Raw genomic sequence first — 19,693 nt, forward strand, 5'->3', positions numbered from 1 at the left:
ACTTAACAGGGGTGCCTAACAAGAGGAGTCACCATCATGAGTTCAAACGATCTGTTCCAGCGTCAACTTTCTTCCAACTCCCACCGCAAACATCATGAAGCCTATCAGTTTGCCCGCGATATCTCGGGCGAATCGTTCAGCATTGCGGATATGTATGCTTTCCAGAATCGCCTGCAGGATATGTCCAATGCCAGCTGGGCGAGTTCGCAATATACCCAGTTCAAGTTTGGCATCCGTAAAGCGATTATCGACGCTGTTAACTGAGCCCCTGTCAGCAAGGAGTCAGGCGTGTTTACCTTTTCTTTTCCGGGCCGCCTGCTGGCGGTCATTACCCTGCTGGTACTGAGTGTGGGCCACGCCTGCGCCCGGGTGCCGGATGAATGGAAGAGCGGTGCCTATGCCTACTCGGCAGACAACACCCCGCTTAACATTATTCTTGACGACTTTGCCAGCAGCTTTGGTGTCGAGGTCAATCTGGGCACGCTGCCCGACAGCAATGTCACGGGTAAACTGCGCGCAGAAAGCCCGGAGGCGTTCCTCAATCGCCTGGCGCTTGAGTATCGCTTTCAGTGGTTTGTTTACAACAGCACGCTCTACGTCAGCCCACAGGCTGCCCAGACCTCCCAGCGTATTGAGATTTCGCCGGAAGCGGCACCCGATCTGAAAGAGGCGCTGCGCGGGGTCGGCCTGCTGGAGCCCCGCTTCGGCTGGGGTGAGCTGCCCGATGAGGGCGTGGTTCTGGTCACCGGGCCGCCGGAGTATGTGCGTCAGATAACGGAATTTGCCCGTAAGTCGGAGAGTAAACCTGAAGCTGAGGGCAACAAAGATATGATGGCATTTCCGCTGCGGTACGCAGCCGTGGCGGATCGCACCATCCGCTATCGCGATCAGGAGCTGCGGGTGCCGGGGGTGGCAACTATCCTGAATGAGCTGCTGGGGCACGCCGGCAACGCCTCTTCCGGCAGCCAGGCATCGGGGCAGGGAGAGGATGAACAGGTTTCGCGTGAACAGTCGCAAAGCGTGCTCAATGAGCTGATTAATCGCAATATCCCGGTCTCCGGACGTAAGAAAGCGTCAGCCAGCAGGCTGGCGGGGAAAGTCTCGGCGGATGTCCGTAATAACCTGCTGCTGGTCCGTGACGATCCGAAAACCCGGGGAGCCTATCAGTCATTAATCAGCGCCATCGATGTGCCGCAGAAGCTGATCGAAATCGATGCGGTGATCGTCGATATTGATCGCAGCGCACTGAAGCGCTTCTCCAGCAACCTGGCCGGTCAGTTTGGCAGCGTCGTCAGCGGTGCCAATATGCTCTCCGGTGCCAGCACCCTGTTTGTTACCGATTTCCAGCGCTTTTTTGCCAGCATCGAAGCGATGGAGGGGGAAGGGACGGCATCAATCATCGCTAACCCCACCATCCTCACGCTGGAGAATCAGCCGGCCGTGATTGATTTCAGCGATACCGCCTTTATTCGCGCCATTGGCGAGCGGGTGGCTGATATTCAGTCTGTCACCGCCGGAACCAGCCTGCGGGTTACGCCACGCGCGATCAGCACCTCACAGAAATCGGCCATCCAGCTCATTGTGGATGTGGAAGATGGCAAGCTCGATAAAGATGACGAGGGCGATGCCCAGGGAACCCACAATGCCGCGGTCAGTACCCAGGCGCTGGTGGAGGCACGACGTTCGCTGGTGCTGGGGGGATTCCATTCTAAAGAAACCGGCGATCGCGAGCGACGTATCCCGATCCTCGGCAGTATTCCGCTGATCGGCAAACTCTTTACCTCAACACGCTATGAAACCTCTCAGCGTGAGCGGCTGTTTATCATCACGCCGCATCTGATTGGCGACCAGGTCGACCCCTCCCGCTATATCGCCGCCGAGTCGCGCGAACAGCTGAATAATGCGATGGATGAGGTGAGCAACCGTCATAAATATACCGACATCAAAGGGATGGTCGAAGGGGCGATGCGCGACCTGGCACTGAACCGTGTGCCGACGGGGATGACCAGCGGCGGCACAGGCCAGACGCTCTCCTCACTCTGTCGTATTCCGGGGGCGTTCGGCAGCGATTTCCGCCGCCATCAGTGGTATGGCAACAGCAGCGTACAGATAACCGTCGGGGTGATCACCAATAACACGCGTCAGACGCAGCGGTTTGATGAGAGTGTGTGCCGCAGTGACCGCACGCTGGCGGTAGGGGTCTGGCCACGCGGGGAATTGCGGCCGGGTGAATCGGCAGAGGTGTTTGTGGCGTTTGACAGCCATGCGCCGGCCCGCCCGTCGCGCGCTTCGCTGCTCTCTGCATCAGGCGGCGCACCCGCCAAAAACGTCTTCTGAGCTGATAAGGAAAAAGCATGTTACTGAGAACAATCGGGCTGGCCGCCGCCGCACTGATGCTGAGTGCCTGCGCACGGCCACAGGCCGGGTGCAACGAGGTGAGCTGCCGCCCCTCATCCGACCTGCACACCCTCACCATCTGGTGGCAACCCCAACTGCGTAATGGTCCGGATGACTTTACGCGGATAGCCGTAGATAACTGACCGCATTCGGTAGTCTCAGACCCCGGTTGATCGCCGGGGCCGTATTTGAGCGAGGATCAACCATGGCGATTCACCTCCCGTTTTCGGGAAGCCTGCGTGCGACGCAATCTGTGTCGCCTGCCCGCAGCGATAACGCTATTCCACTACGTCAGTTTTCCCGCCGCCCGCAGCAGACCGCAGGTGGCGCCCTGCACCAGGAGGTAAGCCGTCAGCCCGTGCCAGCCCTGCGCCAGCGGGCAGCGGATGCCCGCCAGCGCATAGGCAGCCTGCGCCAGAGCCTCAGCCGCCTGCGGGATAAGTGCCGCCGCCAGCCCCCGCCCGATGTGCCAGAGAGCACCCGCCCGCCGGAGCTGAACAGCCGCGACCTGGCGGCGGAGAGGCGTCACAGTGACGCCGCGCCCGAGGTCCCCCCCTTACGTCCGATGCCTGAGCCGGAACCCTGGCCGTCACGCCGTCGCCATCTGCTTTCGCCCATTGCAGAAGAACGCTACAGCGCGCTGCAGGAGAGCCAGCGCAATTCACTGCAGCAGCAGGCGTTCCGTGCGGCCGAAGAGGAGGCGACCACCGGGCAGGGCGGTCTGCAGCCGCAGTCTGCCCGACTGGCGCTGGCAGAGGATGGCACGTTAAACGTCATCCGGAGCGCGTCGGAATCGCTTACCGCTCTCCTCAGCGAAACGCTGGCCAGTCCGCAGTTTCGCTGGCTGGCGCATCAGGCCAGCGACGACGATTGCCAGCACGGCCTGATCGCCCCTGACGGCAGGCTCTTTTCGCTACAGGGGTCGCCCACGATGTTTATCGGTCTGACCAGCAGCCGTCCGATGCCTGCCTGGCCGCAGCTGACCGCGCCGCAGCGGCTTGCGGCGCTACCGGATGTGGCAGTCTCTGCGCTAATGACCGGCATCTTTCATCACGCCCCTCAACCCTCAGATGACGAGGAAACCGGGATGACCCCGTCAGGCGCGCCGCTGCCGGAGCAATGGCGGGAGCATGGCGGGCGGCTCTATCGGCTTAACGACGCCGCTATGTGCTGGGAACAGGTCGATAAAGAGGAAGAAAAAAGTTTCAGCCGGTTAAGCAGGCAGCCTGATGGGATGCTGTATGCCATTTACGATAAGAAGAGCCTGCACAATCTCTCCAGCGGCGAAAAGTCGGCAAAAACCGATAAGATTACCGCCTACTGCGTCGGCTCACACGGTGCCGCACTCCTGCTTCTCAGTGATGAGAAAACTGCCGGACAGTCGGTTATGTTGCTCAGTCGCCTCAGCGCGAAAAAAGAGGAACAGCAGAAAATAACCCTCAGCGCCCGGAATCAGGCGGGTGACAGGCAGGCGTTTCACGCCACCGGTGTGGCGCTGCATCACAGACGTCTCTATGCGCTGAACAGCGAGGGGACGCTCTGGAGCGCAGCATTCCCGCCAGCGCAGCCGGGCAGCGAGATCGTTTTACAGCCTGATCTGAATCAGTCAGTCCTCTCAGAGCAGCTGGGGGCTGGGGTCATGATAAGCAGCCTGGTTTCCCACCGGGATGGCGAACTGATGGCCGTGGTGAAAAGCGAGGCAGACCAGAAACATCTCTGTGTGCTGAATGCGCAGGGGCGGTTTGAGGCGCGCTGGAATCTCAGCGAGAGTCTGGTGCTGGATCATCACAACGGGTTATTGCAGCCGCATCCCCTGGAGCATGAGAGAGTCGATACGGGCCGCACCGGACAGTTAACGGTTCATGAAGGCAAACTGTATGCCTGGGATAAAAATGCCGGGCGCTGGGAGGCGAGCCAGGAGAAGGCGGACACGCTGAAGCGGGCGCAGGACGGAAATGGCTGGGTGATCCGCGACGGGTTGCCTTCACGGGTAAAAATCAGCCAGAAGAGTGACCGGATTGACGGCGCGCATCACCGTTTTGCCCTGCGGCAGTTAAACGTCAGCCTGAGCGTAGAGCTGCCTCTGCCTGGGTTTGACGAAAACAATAAAGCACGCGCCATTGCACCACTGGATGGCGAAAACTGTGCGGCAATCAGTGAAAACAACACCCTGCAATATCACCGCACCCAGGCCGGGCGTCGTCAGGCGCACAGGATGATGCAAACGCTGACTAAGGCGGGTATTACGAACGCGCTGCCGCACACCCGCGCGACGCTGCCCGCGAACGGCGAAGGCAATACGCTGATCGATATCACGACCGATCAGAATCGCAGTCTCTATCTCCTCGACTTACAGGGCAGGCTCTGGACGATGCCGGAAGCGGACTGGCGCGCCTCGCCTGGCAGCCGCCCGGATGCACGCTGGCAGCCAGTCACGCTGCCTCCGCAACTGGGCCCCTTAGCGCGACTGCATAACAGTGCCAGCGGAGCGCTGATGGTGGTCGACAAAGAGGGGCGCAGTGCGATATGGCAGCTGGCCGCAACGTCGCCGGAAAGGGCAGAGGTGCAGCCGGACGCTGCAGGCCCGCTACTCCCTCTCACAGATGAGAACCGCTGGCGGGTCATGTCGGCATCTGAGCTGACAGCGCCGCCCCCTGGTGTCTCGCGACAGACGCCGCTGAAAGCGATAGCGCGGCTTGATGAAGCCTCAAAAAGTGTCAACGTGCGTGGCATGACGCTGAAGGCAGAAACTACTATTGCCGGGATGAGCGGACGTGATGGTAATCATGTCAACAGCCGCCTGCGCGATCGGCTTGGCGCGCATTTACTCAATACCCGGATGACGACGCCAAGACCCCTGAAAAACGCCTGGTACGCCACGCGCCATCACTGGCAGGGGCGTGAAGGGCTGCGTCCGCTCTATGCGCAACAGGCGGATCTTTATGAGCGGCTTAAAACGTTGCTGGCCACGCCTGACGCGGCGGCGTACGGCACGCTGCAGGCGCGCCTCGCCGCACTCGATACGCGCGCCTTCGACCGGACGTTTATCGACCATCTGCACGCCTTTATCGACACGGTTGCCGACAGCGTACAGCACCACAGCAGCCTGCTCGGTCAGCATAGCGGGGCGCTGCACGGTGACGGAAGTGAAAAAGAGGCGTTTCATCCCTCACGGCTCAGGGCGGCCACGCAGGCGATCAACCCGTACAGTGATGATGAGAATCTGCTGGCCCGGCTGGATGAGGTCTGCCGACGCTATCCACTCCGTGAGGGGCGCCCGGCAGCGATTGGCCAGCTACACGCGAACGGCGTCGTGACCCGGCACCAGAAGGCGCGGCCGCCACTGGGGCGAATGCGCGATCCTCATGATGAGATGGGGCTGGTGAAATCCCGTCTGATCCTCGACGGATTGATGATGGCCGCCCTGCACGATGTGGTGGATCAGATGGCTGCCTCTGTTGATCACGGCCAGGCCAGCCCGACACAGATTGCAGCCATCAAAGCGCGATTGCGTCTGTTACGTGATGAGGAGTATGGCGAAAATCTGGTGCAGAAAGCCACCGCTCAGGGTTTTGTGAATAACCGCCAGCTGGAGGCCTGCTATGACGCGATGAAATCTTTTATTAATGCGCTGAGTAAGCCGCACCACGGCCTGAATATGACGACCCGCACGGTTCTGAAAGCCTCCGATCAGCAGCAGATGGCGGCGCAACTTCTCACGACGCTCAATGCGCTGGAGCCGGGGGAAAACATCGGCTTTGGGCGCAACTACGGCGGCATGGTGACCCTCTCGGTCATCCCCGGCGGGGAAGTGATCGGTATTCCGGGCGTGCGGGGCAATCTTGATCGCGCCTACAGCGCCAGTTTCGCCCGCGGCGAAAGTGGTATCAACGTCACCTTCAGCCGGAACGGGGGCGGCACCGGCACGGTGTTTGGCGCCGCAGGCTGGAACCCACTGAGCCAGCCGGACGCCACGACCCTCCCGGCGTCTGGCGGCAACCGCAGCATCGTTCCCTCGCTGCGGCTGGGTGGCATGGTGGCCATTGCCCTGCAGCGCCAGTTACAGAACAGCGTCAGCTTTACCCTGAGCGAGGCGGAACTTCAGCCTTTTATCACGCAGCTGACTCAGGGTGAACTTCATCCCGGTGAACTGCTGGAAAAAGGTGTCAGTCATAAAGTGAAGCAGGGCACGACACTCACCTTTAACGTGGACGCCACTGCGATGGCGCTGGCCAGTGGCGGCCTGCGCTATCCCATCAGTGGCGGAGAAGGCAGGAAAAATCGTGTGATGATCCGCGCGGGTGGCATGGCGCAGATGGGAACGAATATCCTGAATGCGCAGCGTGAGCGTGCCACCACCCGGAGCGAGGCGGGCAGTACACTGGGCCGCAGTGATAACCGTCTGCGGATGTTCAACACCGTCAGCGCCAGCATTGGTCTGAATGGCGGGGTGGGCATTACCGCGAGTCCTTCATCCGGGCTGCGTATCCCCCTGTTTGGCGTCAACAGCACCACGATTCAGGCCAGTATGGATAACCGCACCCGACACAGCATGAGTGTAGATATCGCCCGGGCGGAGCCTGTTCACCGTCGCCAGCTGGAGAAGCTGATCGAGCAGGCAGAGACGCACTTTGACGATCCGCAGACCAATGCTCTGCTGCAGGCGCTCAGAGACGCGGACAAAGCGCCAGAGAAAGTGAAAAGTGAGGGCTCTGCAGGTCTGAACGTGCTGCTGAAAAAGAGCCTGAGCGAACGCCAGGCGCATCCTGGCACCCTGCGTCCGCTGTCTGAAGGCGAAAAAAAGAGGCTTGAGGCGCTGAATAAGGCGGACGGCACGACAACTGCCTCAGCACAGGCACGCAGTGACAGGTTCAGTACCTTTCTTCAGGATGAGTCGCAGGCCACAGCGAACAGGCTCGACAAACTGCTGACCCATCTGCTGGCGCTGACGCCAGCCGGAAATGGCCAGTATGGCGTCATTAACAGCGCACGGGCACTGGATTTGCAGCGCCGTGCGCATGCGCTGCACTGCCATCAGCTCAACAGTGCCGAGTATCAGAGCACATACAGTAATCTGCGCAAAGTAGACCGCAATAATCTGATGCATGTCGTGCATAGCCTCTTCGCCAGCGAACTGCCAGAGAGTGCCGCAGAGGCAATCAGCCGCTTTATGGAGGAGAAGCCCATGCTTAAAGCAATCATCCGCGAGTTGCAAAAAAACCGTAACACCCAGGCGGTGGTCACCCTTGAGCTGCATGATGAACAGCGCTATGCCCTTCAGCAGGCGTGGCTGCGTCAGGAAACCCAGCCGGAGACGGTCGCCGCGCTGCTGCGCGACCGGACATACCTGCGGGTTAAATCGATTGGTTTTAGTGAAACCAATACCAAACAGGAGGTGATCTCTGTGCCGCTATTTGTCGCCGGGGGCAGCAGTGCCGCCAGCGTCAGTATCAGCCGTAACCTGGGGAAAATTACCTTTAACTATGGTGTTAATCAGCGGTCACCTGTCGCCTTCACACTGGAGGGCGATATAACCCATGCCAGCCAGACGCTGGTGGACGCGTTAACGAATGCCGGACAGCAGGACAAGCGCGGGCGACGCTAAGCCTGGATCACCCCTTACACTGACAGGAGCTGAAGATGACACAGCAACAAGAGGTACAGCGGCTGCTCGACGATTTTGGTCGCCGCCAGGGCATTGCTCTGACGCTCGACAACGGCGTCTGCGCGTTGCAGGATGAGCAGGGCCGGGAGGCGGTAGTGCTGGAGCTTCCGCCGGGAAGTGATACGTTACTGCTGCATTGCCTGCTCTTCGCCTCAGCGCGGCTTGCCGCGCAGCTCGTGACCTGGCAGCGGTTAATGAAACTCAACTTTGACATGTATGCAATGCGTGGATGCTGGCTGGCGCTGGATGAAGAGGAGCAGATGCGGCTCTGTTATCAGCAGCCGCTGGCCGGTTTAACGCCGGCTGCGTTTAACGCCCTGATGCTCGCCTTTATTCACCAGGCTCAGGAGGTCCGGACGTTGCTGCCGGAGATGCTGGCTGCCTGATGCACTGATGCGGAGTGGCCCTCCGCATCACTCTTCCCGAATCTCAATCACCTCATCCAGGTAGTGATCTTCCAGCTCCCGCAGCAGACGGTAGACGTGGGCGACGGCATTTAACGTTTCGCGGGGAACATAGGCGCCTTCGCGGGTGGTGCGCCACAGGGTGCGTGTCAGCCAGATAAAGCGGATCACCGGTCTCTTTTTGCGCTGCGCCTCTTCAATTAATGCGCGCGCCTCTTCATCACACGCTTTGAACAGCAGACGGGGCAGCGGCGTCTCATCCGGCCGGTAATAGAGGCCGACGGCAAAATGGGTCGGGTTAACCAGCAACACATCCGCCTCTTCCACATTCACCTCGCGGGCAGGCACCGGCTCTTCATTCAGGATCGCCTGCGCCACCTGGCGACGGTGGCCTTTCATATGCGGATCGCCTTCGCTCTGCTTAAACTCGTTTTTGATATCTTCATGGCTCATGCGCTGCTGCTTCAGAAAGAAATAGCGCTGAATACCAAAATCGAACAGGCTGATAATCAGCATGACCATCAGTACCCGACGCGACACTTTCATAAACAGCGCCATCACCCCCTGCCAGAAGCCGTTGAGGTCGCCAAGGGCCAGCTGAGCCAGGCTGCCGAGGTCAGGCATGATCGCCTGCCAGACTACCAGGCCTATCACGACGGCTTTCAGGATGCTGGTTAAAAGCTGGGTAAACTGACGGGCGGAAAAGAGCGTCTTCAGATGATTAACCGGATTCAGTGCATCCAGCTTCGGCGTCAGCGCGTCGGTGGAAAAGAGTGGGCCGAACTGCAGCCAGCCACCCACCACCCGCAGCAGGATGGCGATGGCGCACGCGATCCCCACCAGCACCAGCAGAACGGTGACACTTTCCCCGATCACCTCCTCCATCGCATGATCGAACGGGTCGCGCAGGCGGGAGAGTGGCAGCAGCATCATCGCCTGCATCCGCTGCATCCCGCTCTCCACCATAGCAAACAGGGTTTCAAGGATGCCAATTGAGATCAGCAGCTTAGGGATATCCTGGCTCTGGCTGACCTGGCCTTTTTTACGCGACTCCCGGAGTTTCTGGGGAGTAGCGTCTTCGGTTTTTTCGCTCATGGCGTCCCTCCGGCTGCAGGGGCAACGATCCGTGACAGGAGAGGGATGAGATCGCGCAGTTCATACAGTCGCGCATGACCCAGATGATCCAGCAGCGGCAGATAGAGGATAAAAAACAGCATGCCAAGCAGGCATTTCAGCGGAATGGTCAGGGCCGTCGCCTGAAGCTGCGGGCTATAGAGGCTCATCACACCGATGGCAAAATCGAGCAGCAGCATCAGCGCCACCGGCGGTCCGGCGTAGAGCACCATATCGCTGAAGAGTTTTCCCACCCGCGTAAGCCAGACGTGAAACCCCGCCTCGCCAGGAAAAGGGATCCACTGTGTGGCGGACCAGAGATGATAGCTGTCCCAGATCACCTGCGTGATGGTCGATAATCCCAGGCCGGTGACCAGCAGCAGTATCAGCAGCTGCTGCATCAGTTTCCCCAGCGGCGTCACATCCGGCCCCAGCTGCGGGTTGATTTGCCCCCCCATTAACGCGCCACGCTGGTTATCGAACAACGCCCCGACAGACTCATAGAGCCAGAAAGGTAACGCCAGCAACAAGCCGAGCAGGATGCCTATCAGTAACTCTTTGAGAACCAGGCCGGCCAGCAGCAGCATCGACGGCTCAAGCGCATCAATCTGTTCTTTGATGCCCGGCGCAATAAACAGCGCCAGTGCCACGGCAATGGCGGTGCGGAGTCCCCCTTTAATCACGCTGAAGGAGAATATCGGCGTCAGCAGGAGGCAGGGAAAGATACGCGCCATGCCGAGTCCCAGCGCGAGGATCGCGTGAAAGGTATCAGTGAGGGGGTAACCTGTCAGCATCAGGCACTGACCGTTGACATCATCGCAAACGCAGCCTGCGCCAGCTCCATCAGCTCAACACCGACCCAGCGACCGGTGAGCGCCAGCGTCAGGCCGACGGCGACCAGCTTGATGCAGAACGGCAGGGTCTGATCCTGCAACTGCATCGCGGCCTGCACCAGTGAAATAATCACCCCGGCGATGACCGCAACCAGCAGCGGCGGCGCGGAGAGGATCACCACCAGCAGTAATCCCTGGCGAAACAGCGACAGAATATCCATAAAAACCTCATAAATAGCTGTAGAACAGCCCGTCGAGCAGCCGTGTCCAGCCGCTGATCAGCACAAAGAGCAGGATTTTCAGGGGCAGCGAAACAGTCATCGGCGACACCATCTGCATCCCGAGCGCCAGCAGGATATTGGAGACAATCAGGTCCACGACAATAAAAGGAATAAAGATCAGAAAGCCGATTTTGAAACCGTTCTGCAGCTCCGACAGCACAAAGGCCGGGATTATCAGCAGCATATTGTCCGGGGTGACCGTTTTCGCCATCTTCTCAGGCCACATACGCTGGGCATTTTCCTGCAGATGGATAACGATGTCCGGGTCGCTGTTTTTGCGCATAAAGGTTTTGAGCGGTTCGATACCGTTAGCGGCGGTATCGTCGAGCCGCTCCATACTGCTGAAATCGACGGGCATCGCTTTCAGCCGGTCGGTCATCTCGCTGAACACCGGGGCCATAATAAACAGCGTGGCGGCCAGCGCGATGCCGTTCAGGGCCATCGTCGGCGGCACCTGCTGCACGCCCATGGCGTTGCGCGTTAATTGCAGCACCATGGTAATTTTTAAAAAGCTGGTACAGATGATGAGCATCATCGGCAGCAGCGCCAGCGCGCCGAGAAACAGCGCCAGCATAATCGGGTTCAGCGGCCCCATCTCCATCGGCATCATCTGTTTACATCCCCGACGCTCGCCACGCCCGGCAGCATATGGGTAATCTGTAGTCCCAGCCGTCCTTCGACATCCACCAGTTCGCCTTTCGCCAGCGGAAACTCGCCGTGACACAGCAGCGCTTCGCCGGGCACCACATTCTCGACCGTGACCGTCGAGCCGACATCCAGACGATTCAGCTCACCCAGCGTCAGTCTGAGATGGCCACAGCGCACGGTTAAAGCCAGCGGCAGCGCATCAAAAGGCGATGCCAAGGACGTCGTGGTTTCCGTCAGCTCACCCTCCGGCTGGGGGGTATCGGCAGGCATATTCTCTTCGGGGGTCACATTCATGTAGGTATTCTCCAGACGGGTAATAAGAAAACGGGCAGGATGCCCCTCCCCGAACAGCAATTCGCCCTCAAGGTGTAACTGTGCAAGGCGAAGCTCGCCGCGACCAGTCGGGAAAAAACAGGGGGTAGCAGGGAAAACCACATCACCGGGGCGAAGTGTGCGTAACTGCGAGGGGGTAAACGAGAGCGCACCCAGTGTCAGCGGCAGCGATAACGGCAAATCGCTGCAGGGGGGCGCAGGCAGCGGCGCCCAGCCGGGCTGGTTTAACAACGCCGCGAGCGTAGCGGGCGTAAGACAGAGCTGACTGTGCGCCTGCGCCTCGCTGAGCGTGACGCTCAGCGTCAGCCACATCCCTCCGACCGGAGGGCAGGCCGTGTCATGCGGCGTCAGGTCGCCAAACAGCGCGCGCAGCGCCGGGCTGAGATGCTGGTTAAAGAGCGGCCAGTACCACTCCGCGCACGCCCCGGCATCGGGCATCAGCGGGCAGGTGGACAAGAGACTCAGCAGCGCTTCGCTTCCTGTCAGGGATAACTCTCCCGCCCGGCAGAAGAAGTGGTGTGTCGGTGGCCGCCCGGCGGCGTCGGCAAGCCGAAGCTGAAGCTCACCCGCGTCGCCTGCCAGGGTGAACGCAAAGCGAAGACCGTGGCCGATACGCTGGCGCAGGCTGGCTTCCTCGCGCGGCAAGGTGCGCAGGATCAGGGGCGTCATTCCTGGCCTCCGCGCTGTTCAAAGCGCAGGCGTACAGCACAGGCCATCCGGCGGCGCAGCGAGGCCCGGCAGCGCTCCTGATGGGCTGCCATCATGTTCATGGCGGGGGGCGCAAAGCGCAGGCTGATATCCCAGCCCGCCGCAAAAGGCGTCAGGCGGGCATCCACTTCGCCCAGCAGCGGCAGCAGCAGCGTCATGGCGACCGGTCCGGCAGGCTGCTTTTCCACCATGCCGCACAGAGGCGGCTCCAGCTGTTGCCAGGCCCTGACCGGCGAGGCGGCAGGGGCTTCATCCGGGGATAACGACGGACCGGAAGAGCAGGGGCCTTCCCACGGCAGGATCAGCGGTTGTGGCAGTGGCGGCGTTTCGCCAGGGGTGAGCAGCAGCGCGTCAAACTCAGCGCGCGCTTCGCGAAACGGTTCGGCGCGGGAAGGCCGGCCGGATGCCGTCGCTTCTGAAGAGCCGCTTTGCGGCATACGGCGCGACACCTCCGGACGGGCAGGCGTTGCCGAATGCTTTTGCGGCGGGTGGGGTAAGGCTGTCATCGTAATGCCTCGCTGTGCGCCATCAGATATTCCAGCTTTTCCACATCACGCAGACGTGCCTGTGTCTGCTGCTGTGCGTGCTGCACCTGCTGCTGCTGCGTCACCTGCTCTGTGCGGCACTGTTGCAGCTGAGTGCGTTGCCCGTTTACCGCCTCGCTGGCCTCGCGCTCTCTGGCCAGGCCGCCGACCAGACGCTCCTGCTTCTGCAGCCCCGACTGGTGGCGTCCGGCAAAGCTTTCGCGCAGCTGCTGATAATGCTGCCGGGCGGCGTCGAGCTGGCTTTCCGCTTCGGCGGCCTGACATTCTGTTTCGCGCAGCACCTGCTCCGCCTGCCGTTGCAACCGTTCACAGCGGCGTAAGCGCTGGCGGCGAATCGGCAGCAGCAGAGAAAAGGCCTGCTCCAGCTCTCTGTTTGTCTCATCAGGGAGTGTGTCGTGATCAGGCAGCGGATGATGGCGCATGCTGGCTTACCTCCGATAAGTGGTGCAGTGTGGTGTCATAGTCACAGGGCGCGTGCATCACCTGTTGCAGATAGTGATTAATTGCCGTCTGCGCCGTGACTGCCGCATCCGTCATCTCATCATGGCCCGGCTGGTATTCCCCCAGGCGGATTAACATTTCGACCTGCTGCCAGGCGGACATCATGCGGCGCAGCTGCGTGGCGGCGTGCAGATGCTCGCGCGTCGCGACGTTGCTCATGGTGCGGCTCAGGCTGGCCAGTACATCGATAGCCGGGTAGTGACCGCGCTCCGCCAGACGACGGGTCAGCACAATGTGGCCATCAATCAGGGATCGCACTTCGTCCGCGACCGGGTCGTTCATCGAGTCGGCTTCAATCAGCACGGAATAGAGAGCGGTAATCGACCCGCGTGAGGTCTGCCCGGCGCGCTCCAGCAGGGTAGGCAGCAAGGTATAAACTGAAGGAGGCAGGCCGCCGCGGCCCGGCGGCTCGCCCAGTGCGAGACCGATTTCACGCTGGGCGCGGGCAAAGCGGGTCAGGGAGTCGAGAATCAATAGCACGCGCTTGCCCTTGTCGCGCCAGGCTTCAGCGATAGCCGTGGCGGTGAACGCCGCCCTGGCGCGCTCCATACTGCTGCGATCGGATGTGGCGCAGATGAGCACCGTCCGGCTGCGCAGCGCCTCATCCAGTTCATGGTCGAGAAACTCGCGCAGTTCACGTCCACGTTCCCCGATCAGGCCAAAAACGATGACATCGCAGGGCGTATTACGGGCGATCTCCGCCAGCAGGGTGGTTTTCCCACAGCCCGCGCCGGCGAAGATCCCTACGCGCTGTCCCACGCCGAGGGTCAGCGGACCATCAATTGCGCGAATGCCGGTTGGGAGCGGCGTCGCAATGCGCGGACGATCGGTGGGAGCCGGGGCATCACCCAGCACGCTCACGGCATTTTCTGCGGTACCTGGCAGGGCGAATGCGCCGTGCTGGTCGGGATCCAGAGGGCGGCCAAAGCCGTCCAGCACGCTGCCGAGCAGGGCTTCCGACACCACAATGCTGTGCGGCAGACGCAGCGGAATCACGCGCGCCCCCCGGGCAATGCCGTCGAGCTGGCCGAGGGCTGAGAGCAGCGTGTGCTGCGGGTTGAAGCCGACCACCTCTGCCAGCACCCTCTGGCCGTCATCCCTGACGATCTGGCAGAGGTCGCCTATCCGCGCCTGAGGCAGGCTGCTTTCCAGCAAAATCCCGTTAATCCCGGTGATACGGCCAAAGCTTTCGACCGGCGAAAAGCGGGCAATCCGCTGCCGCTGCTGTTGATACCACTGTTCCAGCGCCACTGTCATTACCAGCTCACCTTGATGTTTTCGCGACCGTTAAACTCGATCTGGTCAGGGGTTATCGCGACCAGCCTCAGGTTGTCCACTTCATCGCCGACAAACAGACGCTGTCCCTCATCGGTGACGATATTGGCGCGGCTTCCGGTGGTGATCTGCACAATACGAAATGGCAGCCTGACCTTCAGCAGCCGGACCTGATTATTCAGCGGAGTCTCGCTGGAGTAGGTGGCGTTAAAGCGCGCGAGCATCCGGTTAAAGATTTGCATCTGTGACTGAGTGAGGTGCCCTCGCAGACGCAGGCGCTGGTTGTGCATATCCAGCTTCACGACGCGTGCCAGATCGCGTTCACGCAACATTTTCTGTAACGGGGCCTGCATCGCGGCGTGGGTGTGCTGTGACCGGGGGGCGGTAACCTGGGTCTGGGCAACGGTAGGCTGCAAAACCCAGCTCATGACCGTCAGGGTGAGCAGCAGCATCAGGCTCCAGGCCAGCGTGCGAAGCGTGCGGGGGAATATCCCTTTGCGTGCAGCAGCAGGGGGGACGTGCTCAGGTGTCGCGGCAGCCGGTTCGTCGGGCTGGGGTGGCGACGCAGGAGGCATACAGGCGGCCCACGGTGTCTCTGTGCGCGCAACGCAGAGCCAGACGTCAGCGATCTGAAACGCTTCTTCAGGGTTGATACCCGATGCTTCGCCGCCGTCCGGCTGAATCTGCCATCCAGTCCCGGTCCGGCGCAACTGGCAGTGACGGGCAGCCACGTGCGCATCGCTAAGCATAAGATCGGCCTCTTCGGCGTGGCCAATCAGCCAGCTCTCGCCGAAGAGGGGTAACGCGGCGCCTAAATGCAGGCCAGACAGCACGCGCAGCTCGAACATGATTAATTCTCCCACGAGTTCAGTGAATAAGCGGCCGGATCCGGCGCGATACGCCCCAGCACATTGACGGCGAGATGAGGTTGCAACTCTGCAAACGAGAGCACCGGCACATAGTGGAACTCTTCCTGGATAAGCCCGCGCAGCGGGCTGCGCAAATCCTGCGCGACCAGCAGCACGGCGCTTTCCGGCGTGTCAACCGGGAAGGCGCTGGCGATGAGCGGGAGAATGGCGCTGATCTGCTCATGGGTTAGCGCAAAGAACAGGTCGTTTTGCGTCTGACGCAGCGAGTCGCGTAACTGTTCTTCCAGTTCCGGTGTCAGCAGCCAGACATGCAGGCCGTCCGGCCGGGCATACTGGTAACAGAGATGATTTTTTAACGAGATACGCACCTGATCGGTCAGCAGCCAGATGTCGCGCTCATGCTGTCCATGTTCGATCAGGGCTTCGGCTATCGCGCGGACGGATCGCAGCGGAATCCGTTCGGCAACCAGTTTTTGCAGGACACCGGAGAAACGTGAGAGGGGCATCACGCGCTGTAACTCCTGGGCGAGCTCCGGCTGCTCCGATTCCAGCCAGCTCACCAGTGCGCGGGTTTCCTGCAGACCAATAAAATGGGGGCTGCTGGCATGAATCGCGTTCTCCATGCGCCTGACCAGGATTTCGCGTGCCGACCACTGTTCGACCTCTTCGTTTTGCAGCAGCGGATGATCTGCCGTCAGCCAGATAATGTCGTCCTCCCGACGCTGCTCATCACCCTCTGTCACGCTCTCCCTGTCGGCAGCGGCTAACGTGTCCAGCCAGCTGCGCTTCACCGCCCGGTGCGACACGGTAAAGGTGCCTTTTACTTTCGGGATCTCATACACCGAGAAACGAAACTCATCTTCCGCCTGCTGGTCGAGAAACTCGATATCGAAGGCGGGCAGGGTAAAGCCGAAGTGGTAAACGATGCGGTTACGCAGGCGGCGAATATCCTGCACCAGCTCCAGCATCTCCGGATGGCCCCGCCATGAGGAGGAGAAGTTGATCAGATAAGGTCGCGTGGGATTGAACTGACGCAGATCTTCCCTGCCGTTCAGCTCAGGCGGAATGACCTCATTTTCCATTTGTGGCTGCGCCAGATTCAGGGTTTTTCTGACACGCCAGATCTGAAAACCACCGCTAATCATCGTCAGCGCGGCCAGTACTAAAAAGATCGCCGTGGGCATACCGGGCAGCAGGGCAAAGCCCACCATCCCCATTGAGGAGAGCAGCCACGCTTTTGGCTGGCTGGTCAGCTGCTCGGCAATCTCGCGGCCGATATTATGATCGACCGTCTGTTCATCGTCTGAGGAGACGCGCGTGATCAGCATCCCGGCGGTCAGCGAAATTAACAGCGCCGGGATCTGCGCGATCAGTCCGTCACCAATGGTCAGAATCGAGTAGATATGCATCGCTTCACCGGCAGGCATACCCAGTTGCAGCACACCAATGCTGATGCCACCAATCAGGTTGATCACCACAATCACCAGCCCGGCAATGGCATCACCCTTAACAAACTTCATTGCGCCATCCATTGCTCCGAACAACTGGCTCTCTTTAGCCAGCTCACTGCGCCGGTTTTTTGCCTGCACCACATCAATCAGGCCGGCGCGCAGATCGCTGTCGATAGACATCTGCTTACCGGGCATTGCATCCAGGGTAAACCGCGCCGCCACTTCGGCCACCCGTTCGGAACCTTTCGTGATCACCAGGAAGTTGACCACGGTCAGGATCAGGAACATCACCATCCCTACCGCCAGGTTGCCACCCACCACAAAATTACCGAAGGCGGCCACCACATGACCGGCATCCTGCTGGATCAGGATCTGGCGGGTCGTCGAGATAGAGAGCGCCAGTCGAAACATGGTGGTCAGCAGCAGCACGGCGGGAAAGGTTGAGAACGCCAGCGGCTTTGGCAGATACATGGCCAGTACGACCAGCAGGGAGGAGAGACAGATATTGAGCGCTATCAGCGCATCAATTAAAGGCAGCGGTAGCGGTATGATGAGCATAAACACCAGCGCCATAGCAAATGCCGCCCCCACGACTTCGGAGCGTTGCATGGCGCTGATTGCGATGCGATTCAGTATCTGAAACAGGGTATTCATCGTTATGGCCTCACGACGCCGCGGTCCGGTTGCGGCGTTGCTGCTGCTGCTCTGTTTTGTTGACGTCCGTAATGATGCTGCGCAGCAGTTTTAGCGCGTTGTCACGGTTTTCCCGCTCGTGCCACAGTGAGGGAGGCACACCGTACAGCAGCGGAAACAGCGAACTGAAAAAGAGCGGTCGATGGTGTGTCTCCTGGCCGACAATCTCCTCTGCCAGACCGTTAAAATCACTCTGCCAGGCGCCGTTATGGCTGATTTGCAACATACGCCGGGCCAGCGTCAGGCTGTTCATGGCAACGTCGGGCACTCTGCTCCGCATGCGCTGCAGAAAGAGCTGGCTGTCGCTCAGCGTCTGGCTTATCCCGGCGGCATCGCGGAGGCTGCGGTGGATTCGGCAAAGGGCCGTCACGCTGATGGAGGGGGCAAGGGCGGCGATATCATCCGCCAGCGCGCGCTGCAGGGTGCGCAGCGTCGGCTGGAGATGACGCGAGCCCATCCTCTCCAGCAGCATATCCAGCATCATGGTGGCAGACTGCTGGTGGACGATGCCGTCGTAATAAAGGTCGCGCAGCGACTGTTTTCGCTGCGGGTCACGGGTATAGCCGGCGATGGCTGATGCCGTGTTGTTGCCAGCCCGAATGGTCTGACCGTGGCTTTTCTGCAGGCTTTCCAGCTGTGCTCCGGCCTGCGTGGCCAGTTCTCTGTCGCCTTCATCCTGTGCCTGTTCGCCCAGCATGCGCAGCAGCAGCGCGGTGCGTGCCGGATCGCCGCCGCTTTTTTCCAGCACGGTGTCGCTATCCGGCGGCGGAGTCTGGCGCAGCGCGCTGCGCAGCCACGCCATCTGATCTGATGTCTGCTGTTCATCATCGCCATCAAGCAGGGAAAATAGCGCGTTCAGCTCGCCGACCTTGCTAATCGCGTGTCTGCCACGCTGCAGGTGACGTGAGGCATTGCGGCGCTCCTGCGCCTTTTGTTTACGCTCCATCTTTTCACTGAACGCGGCGCCAATTTCTTCCATCGCGTCATTCAAAGACGTTTCCCGCACGCGGACATTATCCGGCACGCTATTTTTAACCACGGTCTGTGGCGTGTTTTTATGCAGGGCTTTTAGCGAGTGCGCCAGTGCCGGAATCGCATGTTGTATTTTGAGCATCGCCAGCCATCCTCAGTGGTCATTACTCTCTTTCTGTGTCAAAGCACGCATATCGGTTCCGAAAAAAAGCAGCAAAAAAAAGTGAAAATAATTTCGCCGGGAAATCAGTGCAATTTTTTGCATCAATCAGCCAGCGGTAAGGAAAAAAATTTCTCAGAAAAATCTGTATTAAAAATTAATTGTTTTCACAAACAGGGAGTTATTAAGAGGGCAGCGGATGGCATATCTCTTGCTGAGTAGCGTAATCACTGGCTACCACTCAGAGAGAGAAAAGATGATCAATTCAACGCTCGTATCCGCTGCTGCAGAGTCACCCTTTGCAATTAACGTCAACTGGGATGAGATCTTCGTTACGCATAATAAGAAGCTGTTAAACTTCATCCGGAAACGTATTGCCAGCCATGAAGATGCCGATGACATCCTGCAAATGACCTGTCTTGAAGTGTTATGTAACCGGCATAAGTTCCGTGGCGCATCCCGCCCGGAGACCTGGGTGTTTGGTATTGCGGTAAATCTGATTCGTAACTATTACAAAGCGAAACAGATCCACTATCTGTTTGATCACCTTAATGATGAAATCACCGCCGATCTGTTGCTGGATAATGACCCCAGCGATCTGACGGAAAACCGGCAGTTACTCAGCCATACGCTGGCCTCTCTTGAAATTTTATCGAAAGATGTCAGGGTTATGCTCTCTATCCTGGTTGAGGAAGAGGGCAGCTATCAGGATATTGCGCAGCAGTTAGATATCCCGGTCGGCACTGTCCGATCCCGACTTTCACGGGCACGGGAAACGCTGAAGGGGAGAATTTACGCCTGATCGGGCAAATACGAAAAATGGCAGATTCACTGCTAAAATTATC

General features: G+C 59.7%; 18 protein-coding genes. 7 read left to right on the plus strand and 11 right to left on the minus strand.

The window, feature by feature from the left end:
* Nucleotides 1-36: 36 nt before the first annotated feature.
* From AC6I7A_RS07840 to AC6I7A_RS07860, 5 genes are all read left to right on the plus strand, one after another.
* Nucleotides 37-264 carry an HrpF protein gene (locus AC6I7A_RS07840; protein WP_058956626.1) on the plus strand — a complete coding sequence of 76 codons (228 nt, stop codon included), beginning with the start codon at nt 37-39 and terminating at the stop codon, nt 262-264.
* Nucleotides 265-288: 24 nt separating this feature from the next.
* Complete coding sequence (gene sctC / locus AC6I7A_RS07845; RefSeq protein ID WP_111208908.1) at nt 289-2,337, plus strand: type III secretion system outer membrane ring subunit SctC; 2,049 nt, start codon at nt 289-291, stop codon at nt 2,335-2,337.
* A gap of 17 nt (nt 2,338-2,354) precedes the next feature.
* Nucleotides 2,355-2,540, plus strand: coding sequence for an HrpT family type III secretion system protein (gene hrpT, locus AC6I7A_RS07850; RefSeq protein WP_058956625.1), 186 nt, complete (start codon nt 2,355-2,357; stop codon nt 2,538-2,540).
* A 62-nt stretch (nt 2,541-2,602) separates the two neighbouring features.
* Nucleotides 2,603-8,002 carry an AvrE-family type 3 secretion system effector gene (locus tag AC6I7A_RS07855; protein WP_082668169.1) on the plus strand — a complete coding sequence of 1,800 codons (5,400 nt, stop codon included), beginning with the start codon at nt 2,603-2,605 and terminating at the stop codon, nt 8,000-8,002.
* A gap of 35 nt (nt 8,003-8,037) precedes the next feature.
* Nucleotides 8,038-8,448 carry a type III secretion system chaperone gene (locus AC6I7A_RS07860; RefSeq protein WP_058956622.1) on the plus strand — a complete coding sequence of 137 codons (411 nt, stop codon included), beginning with the start codon at nt 8,038-8,040 and terminating at the stop codon, nt 8,446-8,448.
* A gap of 27 nt (nt 8,449-8,475) precedes the next feature.
* On the opposite strand, the gene sctU is transcribed toward AC6I7A_RS07860, so the two are convergent.
* The 11 genes from sctU to sctW are packed head-to-tail and all read right to left on the minus strand — an operon-like array spanning nt 8,476 to nt 18,830.
* A complete protein-coding gene (gene sctU / locus AC6I7A_RS07865; RefSeq protein WP_058956621.1) occupies nt 8,476-9,561 on the minus strand; it encodes a type III secretion system export apparatus subunit SctU in 1,086 nt (361 codons plus the stop codon).
* Nucleotides 9,558-10,373 carry a type III secretion system export apparatus subunit SctT gene (gene sctT / locus AC6I7A_RS07870; protein WP_058956620.1) on the minus strand — a complete coding sequence of 272 codons (816 nt, stop codon included), beginning with the start codon at nt 10,371-10,373 and terminating at the stop codon, nt 9,558-9,560. The genes sctU and sctT overlap by 4 nt, the downstream gene beginning before the upstream one ends.
* Nucleotides 10,373-10,633 (minus strand): type III secretion system export apparatus subunit SctS, encoded by a 261-nt coding sequence (gene sctS / locus AC6I7A_RS07875; RefSeq protein ID WP_058956619.1) that lies wholly within the window; start codon nt 10,631-10,633, stop codon nt 10,373-10,375. Before sctS ends, sctT begins: the two co-directional genes overlap by 1 nt.
* Nucleotides 10,634-10,640: 7 nt before the next feature.
* On the minus strand, nt 10,641-11,294 hold the full coding sequence (gene sctR / locus AC6I7A_RS07880) for a type III secretion system export apparatus subunit SctR (protein ID WP_058956618.1): 654 nt from the start codon (nt 11,292-11,294) through the stop codon (nt 10,641-10,643).
* Nucleotides 11,295-11,299: 5 nt separating this feature from the next.
* Nucleotides 11,300-12,343 carry a FliM/FliN family flagellar motor switch protein gene (locus tag AC6I7A_RS07885; protein WP_058956617.1) on the minus strand — a complete coding sequence of 348 codons (1,044 nt, stop codon included), beginning with the start codon at nt 12,341-12,343 and terminating at the stop codon, nt 11,300-11,302.
* Complete coding sequence (locus tag AC6I7A_RS07890) at nt 12,340-12,888, minus strand: type III secretion system HrpP C-terminal domain-containing protein (RefSeq protein WP_140028428.1); 549 nt, start codon at nt 12,886-12,888, stop codon at nt 12,340-12,342. The genes AC6I7A_RS07885 and AC6I7A_RS07890 overlap by 4 nt, the downstream gene beginning before the upstream one ends.
* Nucleotides 12,885-13,349 carry a hypothetical protein gene (locus tag AC6I7A_RS07895; RefSeq protein ID WP_058956615.1) on the minus strand — a complete coding sequence of 155 codons (465 nt, stop codon included), beginning with the start codon at nt 13,347-13,349 and terminating at the stop codon, nt 12,885-12,887. The genes AC6I7A_RS07890 and AC6I7A_RS07895 overlap by 4 nt, the downstream gene beginning before the upstream one ends.
* Nucleotides 13,327-14,685, minus strand: coding sequence for a type III secretion system ATPase SctN (gene sctN, locus AC6I7A_RS07900; RefSeq protein WP_082668168.1), 1,359 nt, complete (start codon nt 14,683-14,685; stop codon nt 13,327-13,329). Before sctN ends, AC6I7A_RS07895 begins: the two co-directional genes overlap by 23 nt.
* A complete protein-coding gene (locus tag AC6I7A_RS07905; RefSeq protein WP_058956613.1) occupies nt 14,685-15,551 on the minus strand; it encodes an FHA domain-containing protein in 867 nt (288 codons plus the stop codon). The genes sctN and AC6I7A_RS07905 overlap by 1 nt, the downstream gene beginning before the upstream one ends.
* Nucleotides 15,552-15,553: 2 nt before the next feature.
* The gene (gene sctV, locus AC6I7A_RS07910) at nt 15,554-17,677 is read right to left on the minus strand and encodes a type III secretion system export apparatus subunit SctV (RefSeq protein ID WP_058956612.1); all 2,124 of its coding nucleotides are present in this window, start codon (nt 17,675-17,677) and stop codon (nt 15,554-15,556) included.
* Nucleotides 17,678-17,687: 10 nt separating this feature from the next.
* The gene (gene sctW / locus AC6I7A_RS07915; RefSeq protein WP_058956611.1) at nt 17,688-18,830 is read right to left on the minus strand and encodes a type III secretion system gatekeeper subunit SctW; all 1,143 of its coding nucleotides are present in this window, start codon (nt 18,828-18,830) and stop codon (nt 17,688-17,690) included.
* On the opposite strand from sctW, the gene AC6I7A_RS07920 reads away from it, so the two are divergent.
* Nucleotides 18,813-19,070, plus strand: a complete 258-nt coding sequence (locus tag AC6I7A_RS07920) for a hypothetical protein (protein ID WP_140028432.1) — start codon at nt 18,813-18,815, stop codon at nt 19,068-19,070. The genes sctW and AC6I7A_RS07920 overlap by 18 nt on opposite strands.
* Before the next feature lie 34 nt (nt 19,071-19,104).
* Entirely contained in the window at nt 19,105-19,650 is a 546-nt protein-coding gene (locus AC6I7A_RS07925; protein ID WP_058956610.1) for an RNA polymerase sigma factor, read from the plus strand.
* Nucleotides 19,651-19,693: the final 43 nt, after the last annotated feature.

The organism is Type-F symbiont of Plautia stali (genome assembly GCF_059731105.1).